15 protein-coding genes and 1 tRNA gene are annotated in these 16069 nt (G+C 69.7%); 10 read left to right on the forward strand and 6 right to left on the reverse strand.

The window, feature by feature from the left end; all coding sequences use genetic code 11:
* Nucleotides 1-106: 106 nt before the first annotated feature.
* Nucleotides 107-1441, reverse strand: a complete 1335-nt coding sequence (locus BJ992_RS31835) for an LCP family protein (RefSeq protein WP_184987305.1) — start codon at nt 1439-1441, stop codon at nt 107-109.
* Nucleotides 1442-1735: 294 nt separating this feature from the next.
* Here BJ992_RS31835 and BJ992_RS31840 point away from each other — a divergent pair, with 294 nt between their 5' ends.
* Together BJ992_RS31840 and BJ992_RS31845 are read left to right on the forward strand one after the other, a co-directional pair.
* On the forward strand, nt 1736-3106 hold the full coding sequence (locus BJ992_RS31840; protein WP_184987307.1) for a hemolysin family protein: 1371 nt from the start codon (nt 1736-1738) through the stop codon (nt 3104-3106).
* On the forward strand, nt 3103-4152 hold the full coding sequence (locus tag BJ992_RS31845; protein ID WP_184987309.1) for a hemolysin family protein: 1050 nt from the start codon (nt 3103-3105) through the stop codon (nt 4150-4152). Before BJ992_RS31840 ends, BJ992_RS31845 begins: the two co-directional genes overlap by 4 nt.
* A 153-nt stretch (nt 4153-4305) precedes the next feature.
* Here the strand turns inward: BJ992_RS31845 and BJ992_RS31850 are convergent.
* Nucleotides 4306-4388: transfer RNA gene (locus BJ992_RS31850), tRNA-Leu, on the reverse strand.
* Between the two features lie 93 nt (nt 4389-4481).
* Here BJ992_RS31850 and BJ992_RS31855 point away from each other — a divergent pair.
* From BJ992_RS31855 to pknB, 7 genes are all read left to right on the forward strand, one after another.
* Nucleotides 4482-5222 (forward strand): FhaA domain-containing protein, encoded by a 741-nt coding sequence (locus tag BJ992_RS31855; RefSeq protein ID WP_184987311.1) that lies wholly within the window; start codon nt 4482-4484, stop codon nt 5220-5222.
* A 17-nt stretch (nt 5223-5239) separates the two neighbouring features.
* Entirely contained in the window at nt 5240-5707 is a 468-nt protein-coding gene (locus BJ992_RS31860) for an FHA domain-containing protein FhaB/FipA (protein ID WP_184987313.1), read from the forward strand.
* On the forward strand, nt 5704-6999 hold the full coding sequence (locus BJ992_RS31865) for a Stp1/IreP family PP2C-type Ser/Thr phosphatase (protein ID WP_184987315.1): 1296 nt from the start codon (nt 5704-5706) through the stop codon (nt 6997-6999). The genes BJ992_RS31860 and BJ992_RS31865 overlap by 4 nt, the downstream gene beginning before the upstream one ends.
* 30 nt (nt 7000-7029) lie before the next feature.
* Nucleotides 7030-8376: an FtsW/RodA/SpoVE family cell cycle protein gene (locus BJ992_RS31870; RefSeq protein WP_184989446.1), complete on the forward strand. Its 1347-nt coding sequence runs from the start codon at nt 7030-7032 to the stop codon at nt 8374-8376.
* Nucleotides 8373-9821: a peptidoglycan D,D-transpeptidase FtsI family protein gene (locus BJ992_RS31875; protein ID WP_184987317.1), complete on the forward strand. Its 1449-nt coding sequence runs from the start codon at nt 8373-8375 to the stop codon at nt 9819-9821. The genes BJ992_RS31870 and BJ992_RS31875 overlap by 4 nt, the downstream gene beginning before the upstream one ends.
* Nucleotides 9818-11224: a serine/threonine-protein kinase gene (locus BJ992_RS31880; RefSeq protein ID WP_343072956.1), complete on the forward strand. Its 1407-nt coding sequence runs from the start codon at nt 9818-9820 to the stop codon at nt 11222-11224. Before BJ992_RS31875 ends, BJ992_RS31880 begins: the two co-directional genes overlap by 4 nt.
* 81 nt (nt 11225-11305) lie before the next feature.
* Nucleotides 11306-13144, forward strand: coding sequence for a Stk1 family PASTA domain-containing Ser/Thr kinase (gene pknB, locus BJ992_RS31885; RefSeq protein ID WP_184987319.1), 1839 nt, complete (start codon nt 11306-11308; stop codon nt 13142-13144).
* Nucleotides 13145-13228: 84 nt separating this feature from the next.
* Here the strand turns inward: pknB and BJ992_RS31890 are convergent, their stop codons facing one another.
* From BJ992_RS31890 to BJ992_RS31900, 3 genes are read right to left on the reverse strand one after another with little or no spacing between them, the layout of a single operon-like run.
* On the reverse strand, nt 13229-13801 hold the full coding sequence (locus tag BJ992_RS31890; RefSeq protein WP_184987321.1) for an anthranilate synthase component II: 573 nt from the start codon (nt 13799-13801) through the stop codon (nt 13229-13231).
* Nucleotides 13802-13820: 19 nt separating this feature from the next.
* Nucleotides 13821-13979, reverse strand: a complete 159-nt coding sequence (locus BJ992_RS31895; RefSeq protein WP_184987323.1) for a hypothetical protein — start codon at nt 13977-13979, stop codon at nt 13821-13823.
* Between the two features lie 13 nt (nt 13980-13992).
* Nucleotides 13993-14604: a class E sortase gene (locus BJ992_RS31900; RefSeq protein ID WP_184989451.1), complete on the reverse strand. Its 612-nt coding sequence runs from the start codon at nt 14602-14604 to the stop codon at nt 13993-13995.
* 229 nt (nt 14605-14833) lie between these two features.
* Here BJ992_RS31900 and BJ992_RS31905 point away from each other — a divergent pair, with 229 nt between their 5' ends.
* Nucleotides 14834-15079 carry a cell division protein CrgA gene (locus BJ992_RS31905; RefSeq protein WP_184987325.1) on the forward strand — a complete coding sequence of 82 codons (246 nt, stop codon included), beginning with the start codon at nt 14834-14836 and terminating at the stop codon, nt 15077-15079.
* Between the two features lie 84 nt (nt 15080-15163).
* Here BJ992_RS31905 and BJ992_RS31910 read toward each other — a convergent pair whose 3' ends face one another.
* Nucleotides 15164-16036 carry a rhomboid family intramembrane serine protease gene (locus BJ992_RS31910; RefSeq protein ID WP_184987327.1) on the reverse strand — a complete coding sequence of 291 codons (873 nt, stop codon included), beginning with the start codon at nt 16034-16036 and terminating at the stop codon, nt 15164-15166.
* Nucleotides 16037-16069: the final 33 nt, after the last annotated feature.

Below are 16069 nucleotides of genomic sequence, written 5' to 3' on the forward strand. Positions count from 1 at the left end.
CTCCCTCCCTCCGCGAGGCGCGAGCCGTACATGCTCCAGCAGAGCACGTGACGGCTCGCGATCGGCGCGGTCCGCGATTACGGAGTGCTTACGACCGCGCGGAAACCTACTTGGCGATGACGTCCTTCGGCACCGGCTTGTCCTCGGCCAGGGCCTTGAACAGGCGCAACGCGCGCTGGGTGTCCCACTTGACCACGGCCGCGCCGTTGATGGTCGGCAGGGATCCGATGGGGACCGCCGTGGCGATCGGGTCGCCGCTCATCGCGAGGCCGAGGGACAGCAGGTCGAAGACGCCGGTGCCGGGGTCCACCGCGACCGAGTCGGTGGCGCTGACGGCCAGCGGGACCGACCGGAACGGGTTGACCAGCACACCGGGGCTCGCGGCCTTCTTGACCACCGCGGAGAAGAACTGCCGCTGCCGCTGGGTGCGGTCGAAGTCGGGGATGGCGCCGGTCTTGCGGGTGCGCACGTACCCGAGTGCCGTGCCGCCGTCCATGTCCTGGCAGCCCTTCTTCAGGTTGATACCGGCCTTGGGGTCGTCGATGTCCTGCTTGACGCAGATGTTCACGCCGCCGACCGCGTCGACGATGCCGACGAACCCCCCGAAGCCGATCTCCATGTAGTGGTCGATCCGGATGTCGGTGACCTTCTCCACGGTCTTGGCCAGCAGCTTGGGGCCGCCGAAGGCGTAGGCGGCGTTCAGCTTGTCGCTGCCGTGGCCGTCGATCGGCACGTACGAGTCACGGGGCAGGCTGACCAGGGTCGGCCTGCCGTCGCCGGCCGGCACGTGCAGAAGCATCATCGTGTCGGTGCGCTTGCCGACGGCCTTGCCGGTGGCGAGTTTCCTGCGCTGCGCCTTGGTCAGGCCCGCGCGGCTGTCGGAGCCGACCAGCAGCCAGTCCTCGCCTGGGGTGGCGGCGGGACGGCCCTCGTAGTCGGTGAGCGCGTCGATGGTGCGCAGCCGCGAGCTGATCCAGAAGAAGCCGCCGACGGCGAGGATGAGGACCAGCGCCACCAGGACCGCGACGACCCGCAGCACGATGCGGCCGGTGCGGCGCGGCTTCCGTGGCCCGCCGTCGGACGCCAGGGTCTGGCCGGGTGCGCCGGGTCCCGCGCCGCCGGGCAGCGGCCGTACCGGGGCACTGCCGGAGCGCGGTTTGCCGTACACCTTGGACCTGCCGCTCGACCTGCCGCCTGCCGGGGACGCCAGTGGTGGCGCCTGTCCTGGCAGGGCCTCCTGCCGGGTGGCGTCGGCCCCGATGTCGCCGTGTCCTCTCCCCGACCCCCCTGGCACCCGGTACGCGGGCTGTCCCGCGGCGTAGGCCTCGCCGGCGCCTGGAGGAGCGGCCCACGGATCAGGGGCGCCTCCGCCTGCCGGACGCCGTACCGCCCGGGTCGCCTCGCCTGCCTCGTCGGGCGTCCCCGGCCGATCTCCCGCCATAATCGTCCACCTTTGTCGTTCATGGTTCGGCGACGGGAGCCCCCCGCGTACCCGTGCTTCGAAGTTACGCCGCGCTCCCCGTTCGGGGGCTCCGTCACCACAGTTTTCTCATGTAAAAGTACGCAGAGTCACACTAAGTCACCAATCTTGAGCCCCCGGGAAACAATCGGGTACCCCTCGACCGTTACGGTTGACGACGACCTCTAGTGAAAGGACAGTCGTGTCCGCTCCGGACCCGTGGAGTACCCGCCCGTGCACAGGCACGGGTCAGATTCAACCGGGGGCGGCAGACCGATGAACAGCATTGTCGGCCTGTCGGCCGTGTTCCTCCTCACACTCGCGACGGGATATTTCGTCGCTCAGGAGTTCGCGTACGTCGCCGCCGACCGCTCCGCGCTCAAGGAACAGGCCGCGGCAGGCGACGCCGCCGCGGACCGTGCACTGCGGGTCACCTCCCGCCTGTCGTTCATGCTCTCCGGCGCGCAACTCGGCATCACCGTCACCACGCTTCTTGTCGGCTTCGTCACAGAGCCCGCACTCACCCCGCTGATCAGCCCGGTACTGACGGCCGCCGGCGTGCCGGAGGCCGCGATCCGCGGCCTTTCCGTGGCGCTCGGCCTGGTGATCGCCACGACCGTGCAGATGGTGCTCGGCGAGCTGGCGCCGAAGAACCTCGGCATCGCGCGACCCGAGGTCCTCGCCAAGTGGCTGTCCCGGTCGACGCTCGCGTACCTCGCGGTGGCCGGGCCGGTGATCCGCCTGTTCGACGCGGCGGCCACCCGGCTGCTGCGCCGCGTCGGCGTCGAGCCGGTCGAGGAGATCGAGCACGGCGCCACGCCGGAGGAGCTCTCCCGGATCATCGCCGAGTCCGAGGCCTCCGGTGACCTGTCGCAGCGGCTGTCGGACCTGCTGGAGCGCGCGCTGGAGTTCGGCGACCGCACCGCCGAGGACGTCATGGTGCCGCGGCCCCGTGTGGTGTCGCTGCGCGCCGGACGTCCCGCGTCCGACCTGCTCGACGCCGTACGCACCGCGGGCCACTCCCAGTACCCCGTCCTCGGCCCCGACGGTGACGTCGTCGGGGTGACGGGCCTGCGCGAATGGATCGGCGCGCCGTCGCACGACGTGCCGATCGAGCGGATCAGCACCGCGCCGCTGCTGGTCCCCACCTCGTTGCCGCTGCCGGAGCTGCGCGAGCGCATGCGAGTCGCCGGAGGCGGCCCGGCCTGCGTGATCGACGAGTACGGCGGCCTGGCGGGCCTCGTCACCATGGAGGACCTCGCCGAGGAACTGGTCGGCGAGCTGATGGACGAGAACGACCCCGACGCCGCCGCGGCGGTGGAGCAGGGGGACGGCACCTGGGACGTGCCGGGCACGCTGCGGCTCGACGAGGTCGAGCGCGCCACGGGCCTGCGGCTTCCCGAGAGCGAGGACTACGAGACCGTGGCGGGACTGGTCATGGCGAGACTCGGCCGGCTCGCCGAGCCGGGAGACGAGATGACGGTGCCGCTCGTACCGGACAACCATCTGCTGGAAGATGACGGAGACGGCCCCGGTGACGCCGACGTCGTGCTCACCGTCCTTGAGGTGCAGCGGCGGGTGCCGGCCCGGGTGCGGCTGACCCGCAGGGTCGCCGACCCCGCCGTGACCGGGGGTGAGACCCGATGAACACCGTGAGTGCCCTGCTTCTGGGTGTCGTGCTGCTGATCGGCAACGGGCTGTTCGTCGCCGCCGAGTTCGCCGTGGTGTCCGCCAGGAGGCACCGCCTGGAGGAGTCCGCCGCCGGAGGCGGTCCCGTCGCGCGCGCCGCCGGCCGCGCGGCGCTGCGCAACGCGCGCGAGCTGTCGCTCATGCTGGCCGGAGCGCAGCTCGGCATCACGCTGTGCTCCCTCGGCCTCGCCATGGTCACCGAGCCCGCCATCGAGCACCTGCTCGCGCCGGTGTTCGGCTTGGTCGGCCTGCCGGAGTCCATGCAGGTCGCGGTGGCGTACGTCATCGCGCTCGCCGTCATCACGTTCCTGCACATGGTGGCGGGGGAGATGGCGCCGAAGTCCTGGGCCCTGACCCACCCCGAGCGGGCCGCGATGGCGCTCGCGCTGCCGTTCCGCGGGTTCACCTGGATCGTGCGGCCGCTGCTCGCCACGCTCAACGGCCTCAGCAACGCGATGCTGCGGCTGTTCGGCGTGCACGCCAGGGACGAGCTGGCGACCACCCGCACCCCTCCGCAGCTCGCCATGCTGGTCGGTGAGTCGGCGCGCATGGGCCTGCTCGACCGCCACGAGCACGATCTGCTGACCCGCGCGCTGCGGGTGCAGTCACAGCCCGTCGAGCGCCTGATGGTGCCGATCGGCAGTGCCGCCGCCGTACCGGTGGAGGCCTCGGGCACCGAGATCACCGATGTGGCCGCGAGCAGCGGCCACCTGCGCCTGGTCGTCAACGGCGGACGTCCGCAGGACGTACGTGGGGTGCTGCACGTCCGCAGCGCCGTCGTGGATCCCGGCACGACCGCCGGGGACATGATGAGTCCCGCGCCGCGGCTCGCCGCCACCACGACCATCCCCGAGGCGGTGGCCCGGCTGCAGGCCGAGCGCGCGCATCTGGGGTTCGTCACCGACACGCGCGACCGGGTGACCGGCCTGGTGAGCCTCAGCGACCTGATCGGCGAGCTGCTGAACACCCGCGCGCCGGAGATCGTGCAAGCGACCGGTAAGTGACCTGAAAGGCCGCCTCGCTAGACATGCGGCACGAGCGAGGCGGCCGGGGCACGACGAAGAAGGGAGATCTTTTCGAGATCGGGTGGAGCGGCGAGAGGCCGGTGGAGAGAGGCAGCGGGAGGGATGTGATCACTCACCCGCCGGGAGACCGTGTGGGCGAGGAGGGATTTGAACCCTCACATCCTTTCGGACACACGGACCTGAACCGTGCGCGTCTGCCATTCCGCCACTCGCCCTTTTTTGAGTGCGTGGAAAGGCTAGCACGGATCCGTGCATGCCACCGAACCCGGATACGATCCTCCTAGACGATGGAGGAAGGGAGGTACCCGGTGGGAGTCCTTCAGCGCTTCGAGCGACGGCTCGAAGGCTTGGTTGAGGGGGCCTTTGCGCGGGCGTTCAAGTCTGACCTTCAGCCGGTCGAGGTCGCCAGCGCGGTGCAGAGGGAGATGGACGAACGCGCCGCGATCGTCGCTCAGGGCCGCACTCTCGTGCCCAACGACTTCGTGGTGGAGCTGTCACCGACCGACAGTGAGCGGTTGGAGGTGTACGCCGACAGCATCGGCCACGAGCTCGCCAACCTCGCCAGGGAGTACGCCAAGGAGCAGGGGTACTCGTTCGTGGGACCTGTCCGGGTTCGCTTCGAGACCGCCGACGACCTCGCGGTGGGCTTGTTCCGCATCCGCTCCGGGGTCATCCGTGGCGCCACGGTGGAGCAGGACGAGATCAGGCAGCCCGTCAGCGACCACGTCCCTGGGAGGCCGAGCGCGTTCGGCGGCCGTCCGCGCCTGCTGGTGTCCACACAGGACGACCCGCAGGGCCAGCGGTCCTACGAGCTGACCACGCCGGTCACGCTCCTCGGCCGGGGCACCGACTGCGATCTGCGGCTGGTGGACCCCGGCGTCTCACGGCACCACGCCGAGCTCAGGGTCGAGGGTGACATGGTCTCCCTCGTCGATCTCGGTTCAACGAACGGCACCTTCGTCAACGGCCAGCCGGTACGCAGGATCGAGCTCCAGGACGGCACACGTGTCACCCTTGGACGCACGACCCTGGTGTTCCGGCGCGATTAAGGGTAGACAGACGGTCCATGTCCGAGCTCACGCTGCTGCTGATCCGGCTCGCGTTCCTCGCGGTGCTGTGGTTCTTTGTCATTGCCGCGGTCGGCGTGATCAGGACAGACTTGTTCGGATCACGGCAGCCGGCCACGGTGGCGGCGAGAAAACCGGTCAAACCCGCACGTCAACCGGCCAAGCCCAAGAAGGGGGAGCCGCGACAACTGGTCGTTACCGGTGGTCCCCTGCAAGGAACCATCATCAACCTCTCGGAGACGCCAATCACTATCGGTCGGGCTAATGACGCCACGCTGGTACTCAGCGACGATTACGCTTCGAGCCGGCACGCCCGGCTGTTCCCGCAGGACGGTCAGTGGATCGTGGAAGATCTCGGCTCGACCAACGGCACATATCTCGACCGCTCCAAAGTCACCCGCCCCATGCCGGTGCATCTCGGTGTTCCGATTCGCATCGGCAAAACCGTCATCGAATTGCGCAAATGACAATCGCACTCCGCTACGCCGCCCGCTCGGACGTCGGCCTCCTCCGCGAAGGGAACGAGGACTCGGCGTACGCGAGCCCGCGCCTGCTCGCCGTCGCAGACGGCATGGGTGGGCACGCTCACGGTGAGGTGGCCAGTTCGGTCGCCATCACCGCCATGTCGTCCCTTGACCAGGACGCCTCCGGGGGGGACCTGCTCAGCGCCATCGAGGCAGCGGTGCGCGACGCCAATCGCAAACTGCACGAGATGGTGGGCCGGGACCCCAGCCTCAAGGGCATGGGCACGACCCTCACGGCGATGCTGTGGTCGGGCACCCGTGTCGCTCTGGTCCATGTCGGCGACTCCCGCGCCTACCTCCTTCGCAACGGTGAGCTCTACCAGATCACCCACGACCACACCTTGGTGCAGTCGCTGGTCGACGACGGCAGGATCACCCAGGAGGAGGCCGCGAGCCATCCTCAGCGCTCGATCCTGCTGAGAGCGCTCGACGGAAGCGGCGAGGTCGACCCCGACCTGTCGCTGCGTGAGGCGCAGATCAACGACCGCTACCTGTTGTGCTCCGACGGCTTGTCCAGCGTGGTGAGCGCCGAGACGCTCCACCACACGCTGACCACGGTGGACGAGCCGGAGACGGTGGTCAGGCAGCTCATCGATCTCGCCAACCGCGGCGGGGGCCCCGACAACATCACCTGCATCGTCGCCGACGTCGTCGAGATCGAAGAGGGTCAGGTCGTGGCGGGGGACGCCGCCGTGGTGGGGGCCGCGGGCTCCAACCGCCTGCGATCCCAGCCTCCCGACACCCCGGCGGGGCGAGCGTCCACGATCACGGCCCCGCAGCCGGTGATCGTGGACGTCGACACCGGCGAGGAACCCGTGGGCGGCCCGGCGGCGAGCGCCGTGGCCGCCCCGCGGCGTGTCAAGCGCCGGCGTCTGTGGCCGATCGCGGTGACCGCGATCGGCCTGATGGCCGTGGTGGTGGGAGGCGGGGGGTACTACGGCTACCGGTGGACGCAGGAGCAGTACTACGTAGGCGCTCAGGGAGACGAGCTAGTGTTGTTCCGCGGGGTGGACACGAGCCTCGGACCGATCCAACTGAATTCCGTCGCGCAGAGCACGGGACTTCTGCTGTCCTCGATCCCCGAACCCGAGCGTGAGCAGGTCCGGCGCGGCATCCCCGTCCCCAACCTCCAGGCAGGACAGATCAAGATCAACGACCTGAAGGCCAAGTCGGCCGCCGGCGGTGACAAGCCCTCCCAGCCGTCGGCCTCCCCCAGCGCCACGAGGTCCTCCTAGGTGAGTGCCGTCGACGTCGCGGCCGTGCCCATGACCGCCAAACGGCGGGGGGCGCAGCTCGTCATGCTCTCCTTCGCCGTGGCCATCGTCATGGTCGCCTACGCCAACGTCGGGCTCGGCCACGACGGCCAGGTGCCCGCCGGCATGCTCGGCTACGGTCTCGGTCTCGCCGGGCTCATGCTGGCCGCCTACCTCGTGCTGGCGAAGTTCGCCCCCTGGGCCGATCCCCTGATCCTCCCGCTCGTGACGCTGGTCAACGGCCTCGGCCTCGTCATGATCTACCGCATCGAGCTCGACTCCGACCTGGCCTCCGCCGGCAACCAGCTCTTCTGGACGGCGCTCGGCATCGTCATGTTCTCCGTCACGCTGATCGTGCTGCGCGACCACCGCGCGCTGCAGCGCATGACGTACACCGCCGGCTTCATCGGCCTCGGGCTGCTGATCCTGCCCCTCGTCCCGGGGCTCGGCAGAGAGATCAACGGCGCACGCATCTGGGTCGGTGTCGGCGGCTTCAGCATCCAGCCCGGCGAGTTCGCCAAGCTGGCCCTGGTCGTGTTCTTCGCCGGTTACCTCGTGGCCAAGCGCGACGTGCTGGCCCTCGCGGGCCGCCGCCTGCTCTTCATCGACCTGCCCCGGGCCCGCGACCTCGGCCCCGTGCTCATCACCTGGGTCGTCAGCGTCGGCGTGCTGGTCCTCGAGAAGGACCTCGGCACCTCGCTGCTGCTGTTCGGCGCCTTCGTCGCGATGCTGTACATCGCGACGCAGCGCACCTCGTGGGTGCTGATCGGCCTGCTGCTGTTCCTCGGCGGCGCGATCGTCGCCGGACAGCTGTTCAGCCACGTCGGCGCGCGCTTCGACGTCTACCTCAACCCGAGCGACCCCGCGCTCTACGACCGCGAGTTCGGCGGCAGCTACCAGCTCATGCAGGGCCTGTTCGGCATGGGGTCCGGCGGCATCCTCGGGTCGGGCCTCGGCCAGGGGTACCCCCAGCTGATCCCGTTGTCGTTCTCCGACTTCATCTTCGCCGCGACCGGCGAGGAACTCGGCCTGACCGGCCTGATGGCGCTGCTCATGGTGTACGCGCTCATCGTGGAACGCGGCCTGCGCACCTCGACGGCCGCACGCGACCCGTTCAGCAAGCTCCTCGCCGGCGGGTTGTCGTTCACCCTGGCGTGGCAGGTCTTCATCATCGTCGGCGGCGTGACCAACCTGATCCCGCTGACCGGCCTCGTCACGCCGTTCATGTCACAGGGCGGATCGGCGCTGCTCGCGAACTGGATCATCATCGCGTTGCTGGTCCGCATGTCGGACGCCGCCCGCCGCCCGCCGCCGCAGGCGATCCAGGACGAGGGACTGACGCAGGTGTTCCAGCGATGAACAACACCGTCAAGCGCATGGCCGTGGCATGTCTGCTGATGTTCGGGTTGCTGATGCTCAACATCAACTACCTGCAGGCCGTCAAGGCCGACGATCTGCGCGCCGACAACCGCAACCAGCGCAGTTTCTTCGCGCGCTACCAGTACGAGCGCGGCATGATCACCGCGGGTGGCCAGACGCTGGCCAAGTCCGTCGACGCCGGCGGCACGTTCCGGTTCCAGCGCAAGTACACCGACGGCCCGGTGTACGCGCCGGTCCTCGGCTTCTTCGCGCCGGAGAGCGAGCGCGGCATCGAGTCGGCGGCCAACAAGTACCTCGACGGCACCCACCCCGACCTGTTCGTGCGCCGCACCGTGGACCTCATCACCAACAAGCCGCCTCGCGGCGCGGACGTCGACCTCACCTTGGTGCCGAAGGCCCAGGAGGCCGCGTACCGCGACCTGAAGCAGAGCGGCAAGCGCGGCGCGGTCGTGGCGCTCGACCCGAAGACCGGCGCCGTGCTCACCATGGTCTCGGTGCCGAGCTTCGACCCTGGCACCATGGCGGTCCCCGACAAGGCCAAGGCGGCGCGCGCGTACAACAAGCTCGACAAGGACGAGAACGAGCCGCTGATCAACCGCGCGATCGCCAAGACGTACGCTCCCGGCTCGACGTTCAAGGTCGTCACCTCGGCCGGCTACCTCATGGACGACGACTCGCGCGACGTGAACAGCACCGTGAACGCGCCGGACGCCTTGCTGCTCCCTGGCACCAACACCTACCTGCGCAACTATCACGGCGAGTCGTGCGGTGGCCGTGCGTCGCTGCTCGACGCGCTCACCATCTCGTGCAACACGGCGTTCGCCGAGATGGCGCTGGACATGGGCTACGACAAGCTGGAGCAGCAGGCGGCGAAGTTCGGCGTCGGTCAGACGCTGGCCATCCCCCTGTCGGTGGCGCGCAGCGACATCGGCGCGGACGAGGGCAAGGCCGCGCTCGCCAAGACCGCCATCGGCCAGCAGAGCAACCAGATGACCCCGCTGCAGATGGCGATGGTCGCCGCCGGCGTCGCCAACGACGGCAAGGTCATGAAGCCCTACCTGATCAACAAGATCGTCGGGCCGGACAACGACGAGATCGACGCCGCGCGTCCCGAGGAGCTCGACGAGGCGGTCAGCCCCGAGGTCGCCAGCGAGCTGCGCCAGATGATGATCAGTGTCGTGCAGAACGGCACCGGCACCGCCGCGCAGATCCCGAACGTCACGGTGGCCGGCAAGACCGGTACCGCCGAGACCGCGCCGGGTGCCCCCTCGCACGCGTGGTTCATCTCGTTCGCCCCGGCCGAGGACCCGAAGGTCGCGGTCGCGGTGTTCGTCGAGTCCGGCAGCGCAGGCAACGACGCGACCGGCGGCGCGGTGGCCGCGCCGATCGCGCGCGACGTCATGCAGGCGGTGCTCGACCGGTGACGTTCGCCGACCGCATGCTCAGCGACCGCTACCGGCTGACCGGCCGCATCGCGGCCGGCGGCATGGGTGAGGTGTGGCGTGCCGTGGACCGGCTGCTCGGCCGCGAGGTCGCGGTCAAGGTGCTGCGCCAGCACGTCGCCGCGCACCCGGAGTTCCGTGAGCGTTTCCGCAACGAGGCGCGGATCACCGCGGGTCTCAACGATCCCGGCATCGCGCAGGTCTTCGACTACGGCGAGCAGGACGACATCGCCTACCTCGTCATGGAGCTGGTCCCGGGTGAGGCGCTGTCGGCCATCCTCGGCCGCGCCGGCACGCTGAGCCCCGAGGTCACTCTCGACGTGATCGGCCAGACCGCTCGCGCGCTGCACACGGCGCACCGGGCCGGGGTGATCCACCGCGACGTCAAGCCAGGAAACGTGCTGGTCACCGACACCGGCATGATCAAGATCACCGACTTCGGCATCGCGCGGGCCCTGGAAGGCGCTCGCATGACCATGACCGGCACCGTGCTCGGCACCGCGCAGTACGTCAGCCCCGAGCAGGCGTCCGGCAGCACGCTCACCCCGTCCACCGACGTGTACTCCCTCGGCGTGGTCGCATACGAGTGCCTGGCCGGCCGGCCGCCGTTCTCCGCCGGCAACCAGGTGGCCATCGCGCTGATGCACCTGAACGAGCAGGTGCCGCCGCTGCCGGCCTCGGTGCCGCCGCCGGTGCGCGACCTCGTGACGGCCATGCTCGCCAAGAGCCCCGACCACCGGCCGCGCACGGCCCAGGAGGTCGCCGACCGCGCGATGGTGCTGCGCGACTCCCTGGCCACGCCGAGCGCGGCCCACCTGAGCACGCTGACCGACCCGGCCGGCATCCCCGCGCCGCGCGCCGAGCACGCCACCTCCGGCACGCTGTACGCCGCCGAGGCCGCCGAGCGGCACGGCACCACGCGCATCGGCCGTCCCCCGGCAGGCACCCGGCCCGTGGGCCCGGCACCCGCGCGACGGCCGCGGCGGCGCGGGAAGGTCACCGCCATCGGCCTGGTGGCCGCGGCGGGGTGCGCGGCTGCGGTCGGCTTCGGCGCGTTGACGGCGGGTGCGCTTCCCGAGTTCGGCGACGGGGAGCCGAGCACCTCGGCGCAGCCGGTGACCGAGGTGTCCCCCGTCAGGACCTCCCCGGCCGCCTCTCCATCCGCATCTCGTCCACAACGATCGGTGACGCCTGTCAGGCCGTCGGTGTCACGGTCGGCTACGGTAGGCAGGACGGCGGAGCCCTCCCCACGGAGCACGCCGAGCCCCAGTCCGACACCGACGCCGACCCCTACTCCGACACCCACACCGACCCCCTCTCCGAGTGAGACGCCAATCCCCAGCGACACCCCAAGCGCGACAATCCCCCCGAACGGGGAGACGTAATGCGGCGCGGGGTCGATGATGGAACCGGCAGCCGCACCGCGGGCCGGCACCCAAGATGAACGGCAAGGGACAGTGCAGGAAATGACTCAGCCTCGACTACTCGGTGGTCGATACGAACTCGACGGAGTCGTCGGGCGAGGCGGCATGGCCGAGGTGTATCGCGCACGGGACATTCGGCTGGACCGCGTCGTCGCCATCAAGACGCTGCGTTCGGACCTGGCTCGCGACCACACCTTCCAGGCCAGGTTCCGCCGCGAGGCCCAGTCCGCGGCGTCCTTGAACCACCCCTCGATCGTCGCGGTCTACGACACCGGCGAGGACATGACGGACGGCACCCCCGTGCCGTACATCGTCATGGAGTTCGTCGACGGCCGCACACTGCGCGACCTGCTGCGCCAGGACCGCCGCCTGCTGCCTGAGCGCGCGGTCGAGCTGGTCGACGGCATCCTGCGCGCGCTCGACTACAGCCACCGCGGCGGCATCGTGCACCGCGACATCAAACCGGCCAACGTCATGATCACCCTGGCCGGCGATGTCAAGGTGATGGACTTCGGCATCGCGCGCGCCATGGCCGACTCGGCCGCCACGATGACCCAGACCGCGCAGGTGATCGGCACCGCGCAGTACCTCTCGCCGGAGCAGGCCAGAGGTGAGCGGGTCGACGCGCGCAGCGACATCTACTCCACGGGCTGCGTGCTGTACGAGCTGCTCACCGGCCACCCGCCGTTCACGGGTGACTCGCCGGTTGCCATCGCCTACCAGCACGTGCGCGAGGACCCGATCCCGCCGTCCCAGATCGACCGCGAGATCCCCCGCTGGGCCGACGCGATCGTGCTGAAGGCCATGGCCAAGGACCCGGCGCAGCGCTACCAGAGCGCCGCCGAGATGCGGGCCGACATCCAGCGGGCCATGTCCGGCATGCCGGTGGACGCCGCGCAGACGATGGCCATCAACAACGGCTACGCGCCGCAGGCCACGCGCACGATGAACGCTCCCGGCCCGGCCACGCAGAGCACCCACTCGGTCCCCGCCTACGATTACGCCCCCACGCAGACCGGCGGCCGGTACGAACAGCGACAGGCACGCAAGGGCAACAAGGGCCTGGTGATCGCGGCGTGGATCCTCATCCCCCTGTTCGTCATCGCCGCCTTCATCGGCATCGGCTACGCCTTCCTCAGCTCACCCGGCGGTAACGAAGCAGGAGGCAAGGTCGCGGTGCCGATGGTCGCCGGTCAGACGGCCAAGGGTGCCAAGACCGCGCTCGAGGCGCTGGGGCTGAAGGTCCAGCAGGCCGATGAGTACAGCGCGGACGTCGAGAAGGGCACCGTCATCGGCACCGACCCCGAGGGCGGCACCGAGGTCAACAAGGGCGACACCGTGACGCTCAACGTCTCCAAAGGCGTGAAGCAGGTCACGGTGCCGACCCTGGTCGGCCTCACGGTGGAGGAGGCCACGCAGACGCTCGAGTCCAACGGGCTGAAGGCCCAGGTCGTGCAGGCGCTGTCCAGCAAGGAGCAGGACAAGGTCTTCCAGTCCAAGCCCGCCGCGGGCCAGAAGGTCGACGAGAACTCCATCGTCAAGATCTACGTGCCGAAGGCGCAGACCGAGGTCCCCGACGTCACCGGCCAGACCCTGCGTGACGCGAAGGCGACGCTGGAGGCCGCGCACTTCAAGGTCAGGGTCGTGCGCCAGGAGAGCGGAGACGTGGCCGAGGGCAACGTCATCAGCCAGAGCCCGCAGGCAGGGGCCAAGCTGACCGCCGGCATGACGATCACGCTGGTGGTGTCCTCGGGGCCGCCGCAGGAGCAGTTGCCGACCGACCCGCCGCCGGACCCGACGACCCCGACCGACGAGCCGACGGACGAGCCGACGGAGGACAACCCGTTCAGCGACCCGCCGCCGGACGACTTCAGCAACTAGATCCGGACAAGCGAAGAGGGTCTCCGCCGCTCGGGGGCGACGGCGGAGACCCTCATCTGTTAGTCGTCACGAGCCGGGTGAACGTTACATCGTGGTGGTGAGCCAATTTCCGAGCAATCGGTGGCCGTGTTCCGACAGCACCGACTCGGGATGGAACTGCACTCCCTCGACGCGCGCCGAGCGGTGGCGCAGCCCCATGACGACGCCTTCTGCGGTGCGTGCGGTGACTTCCAGTTCGGCCGGCACGGTGTCGGGGACCACGGCCAGCGAGTGGTAGCGCGTCATCGTGACCGGGGACGGCAGGCCTTCGAACAGCCCGCGGCCGTCGTGCAGGACGGCGCTGGTGCGGCCGTGCATGAGTTCGGGGGCTCTCGCCACCACGCCGCCGTAGGCGACCGCGATGGCCTGGTGGCCGAGGCAGACGCCGAGCAGCGGCAGGTCACGGCCGGCACAGTGGCCGACCAGTGGCACGCTGACCCCGGCGGCCTCGGGGGTGCCGGGTCCCGGGCTGATCACCACGCCGTCGAAGCCGTCGGCGTCACGGGTCCGCACCTCGTCGCGTGGCCGCACCTCGCAGTCGGCGCCGAGTTGCCGCAGATACTGCACGATGGTGTGCACGAAACTGTCGTGGTTGTCCACCACGAGCACCCGTGTCATGCCGCGACGGCCCCCCGTCTCATCCTCCGACGACCCCCCGGTCGACGACCACGTACGGCTCCAGCATAGGGAACACGACTTTCCAGAGTAGGGCCATGGCGAGCACGGCGAGCACCAGCGTCACCAGTGTCTTCACCACGGCGCCACCGGGGATGACGCGCCAGAGCCAGCCGTACACGCGCGCCTCCCGCTCAGTCCTGCTGGGTGCCGGCCAGCACCCCGAAGACGACCAGTCTCTTCTCGTCGGAGTACTCCGGGTGGCAGGTGGTGAGCGTGATCATCGCCTTGGCGGGCCGCCGTCCCGGGTGGTCGGGTACCGGTGCGATCACGTCCACGTGCGTCGGGTCGACCACCTCGGTGGACGACACCCGGTAGGTGTACCGGCCGGCGCGCGCGTCCACCACGATCTCGTCGCCGCGGCGCAGTTCGTCCAGCCGGTTGAAAGGTGCGGCGTACGTGGTGCGGTGCCCGGACACCACGAAGTTGCCGATCTCCCCCGGCATCGCCGTGCCAGGGTAGTGTCCCGGTCCTTTGCGCAGGTGGCGGGGCTCGACGCCTTCGAGCACGGCGTACTCGAAGGAACGGCCGAAACGCGGGATCCTGATCAGCCCGACGGCGTCGCCGAGGTCCAGCTTGGCGAGCTTCTTGGCGACCTTCGACTGCCGGATGCTCTCGGCCAGCCGGCGTTTGAGCAGCTCCTGGTGGTGCTCGGTGTAGGAGCCCGTGCCCCACAGCAGGTAGGCGCAGAACAGGAGCATGACGACGCCGCACGTGATGCTGAGCTCACCCAGCGTACGCAGCATCAGCCTCACCGGGTTCACGTTAACGTCGCCTCGCGTCGCCGTCCGAGCGACCGAGCGGGGCCTGACCGAGACTTTGCGATGCCGCGCGGAGGGCTCGGTGCGAGAGCCTGCCTCTTCCGGAATGGCCGTGTACCGGTCCTGACGACTAGGCTTACACGGGTCTTCTCACCCCAGCGGTTACGCTGGCTGCCAGAGCCCGCGTCCGCGGGTCCCCACCAGGAGAGCTGCCGTGCCCAAGTCCCACACCCGCAAGAAGGCGGTCTACACCCCGCCGCAGAAGTCGCAGCAGGTCAAGGTGAGTCCGCGTTGGCTGGCGCCGGTCATGGTCGCCACGTGGATCATCGGCATCCTGTGGATCGCGCTGTACTACGTGGCGCCGAACATCCCGTTCATCAAGACGCTCGCGAACTGGAACCTTGCGGTCGGTTTCGGCTTCATCATCTTCGGCGTGGTGCTCTCGACCCGCTGGCGGTAGCGAGCCCCGGGGTCCTGCCGCACGGGACACCGGGGGTGATCGCGACATTTCCACAGGGTTTATCCACAACCTGGGGAAGCAGTCTCATCCGGCGAACGACACCAGCGGCGGCAGGACCATCACGGCGGCCACCAGCACGATCAGCACGACCAGCGTCGTGCCGAGCTGGAAGGCCGTGCGGTTGCGCGCCGGCGCGTAGGCGTACAGCGCGGTGATCAGGGCTCCGACGATCAACCCGCCGAGGTGGCCCTGCCAGCTGATGTTCGGGATCACGAAGGTCAGCACCGCGTTGATGCCGATCAGCCAGAGCACGCCGCGCATGTCGTAGCCGAGGCGACGGCTGATCACGAACATCGCGCCGAACAGGCCGTAGATCGCGCCTGACGCGCCGACCGCCACGCTGCCGAACAGGTACACCGCCACCGAGCCGCCGAGCGCGGCCAGCAGGTAGAGCGCGCTGAACCGCAACGAGCCGAGCAGCCGTTCGAGCTGTGGCCCGATCGCGAACAGGGCCCACATGTTGAACAGGATGTGCCAGTAGGACGGCGGCGGCGAGTGCAGGAACGCGCCGGTGACGAGCCGCCACCACTCGCCGTAGTAGACGGCGTCGGCCGACATGGCGAACGCGTTGAGCACGCGCGCGGGGTTCACCACCTCGGCGAGGTAGGCGAGCACGTTGAGCGCGAGCAGCGTCCAGGTGACGAACGGCGTGGTGACCGGACGTCCGCCGAAGGCCGCCTGGCCGTGCCGAACCGTCTTGTTGCCCTCACGCACGCACTCGACGCACTGGTGGCCGACCGAGGCGACCCGCATGCAGTCGGGACAGATCGGCTTCTCGCAGCGCTGGCAGCGTACGTACGTCTCGCGGTCGGGGTGACGGTAACAGGTCGGGATGTGGTCGCCTGGCGCCTCGTCACGAGGCGCCGGCGGGCCCGGGTGGTCTGGCTGAGTGGTCATCGCCGGTGGAGGCTCCTTCGCCTGTGCGCTTAT

Origin of the sequence: Sphaerisporangium rubeum, assembly GCF_014207705.1 — a bacterium.
GTDB lineage: Bacteria > Actinomycetota > Actinomycetes > Streptosporangiales > Streptosporangiaceae > Sphaerisporangium > Sphaerisporangium rubeum.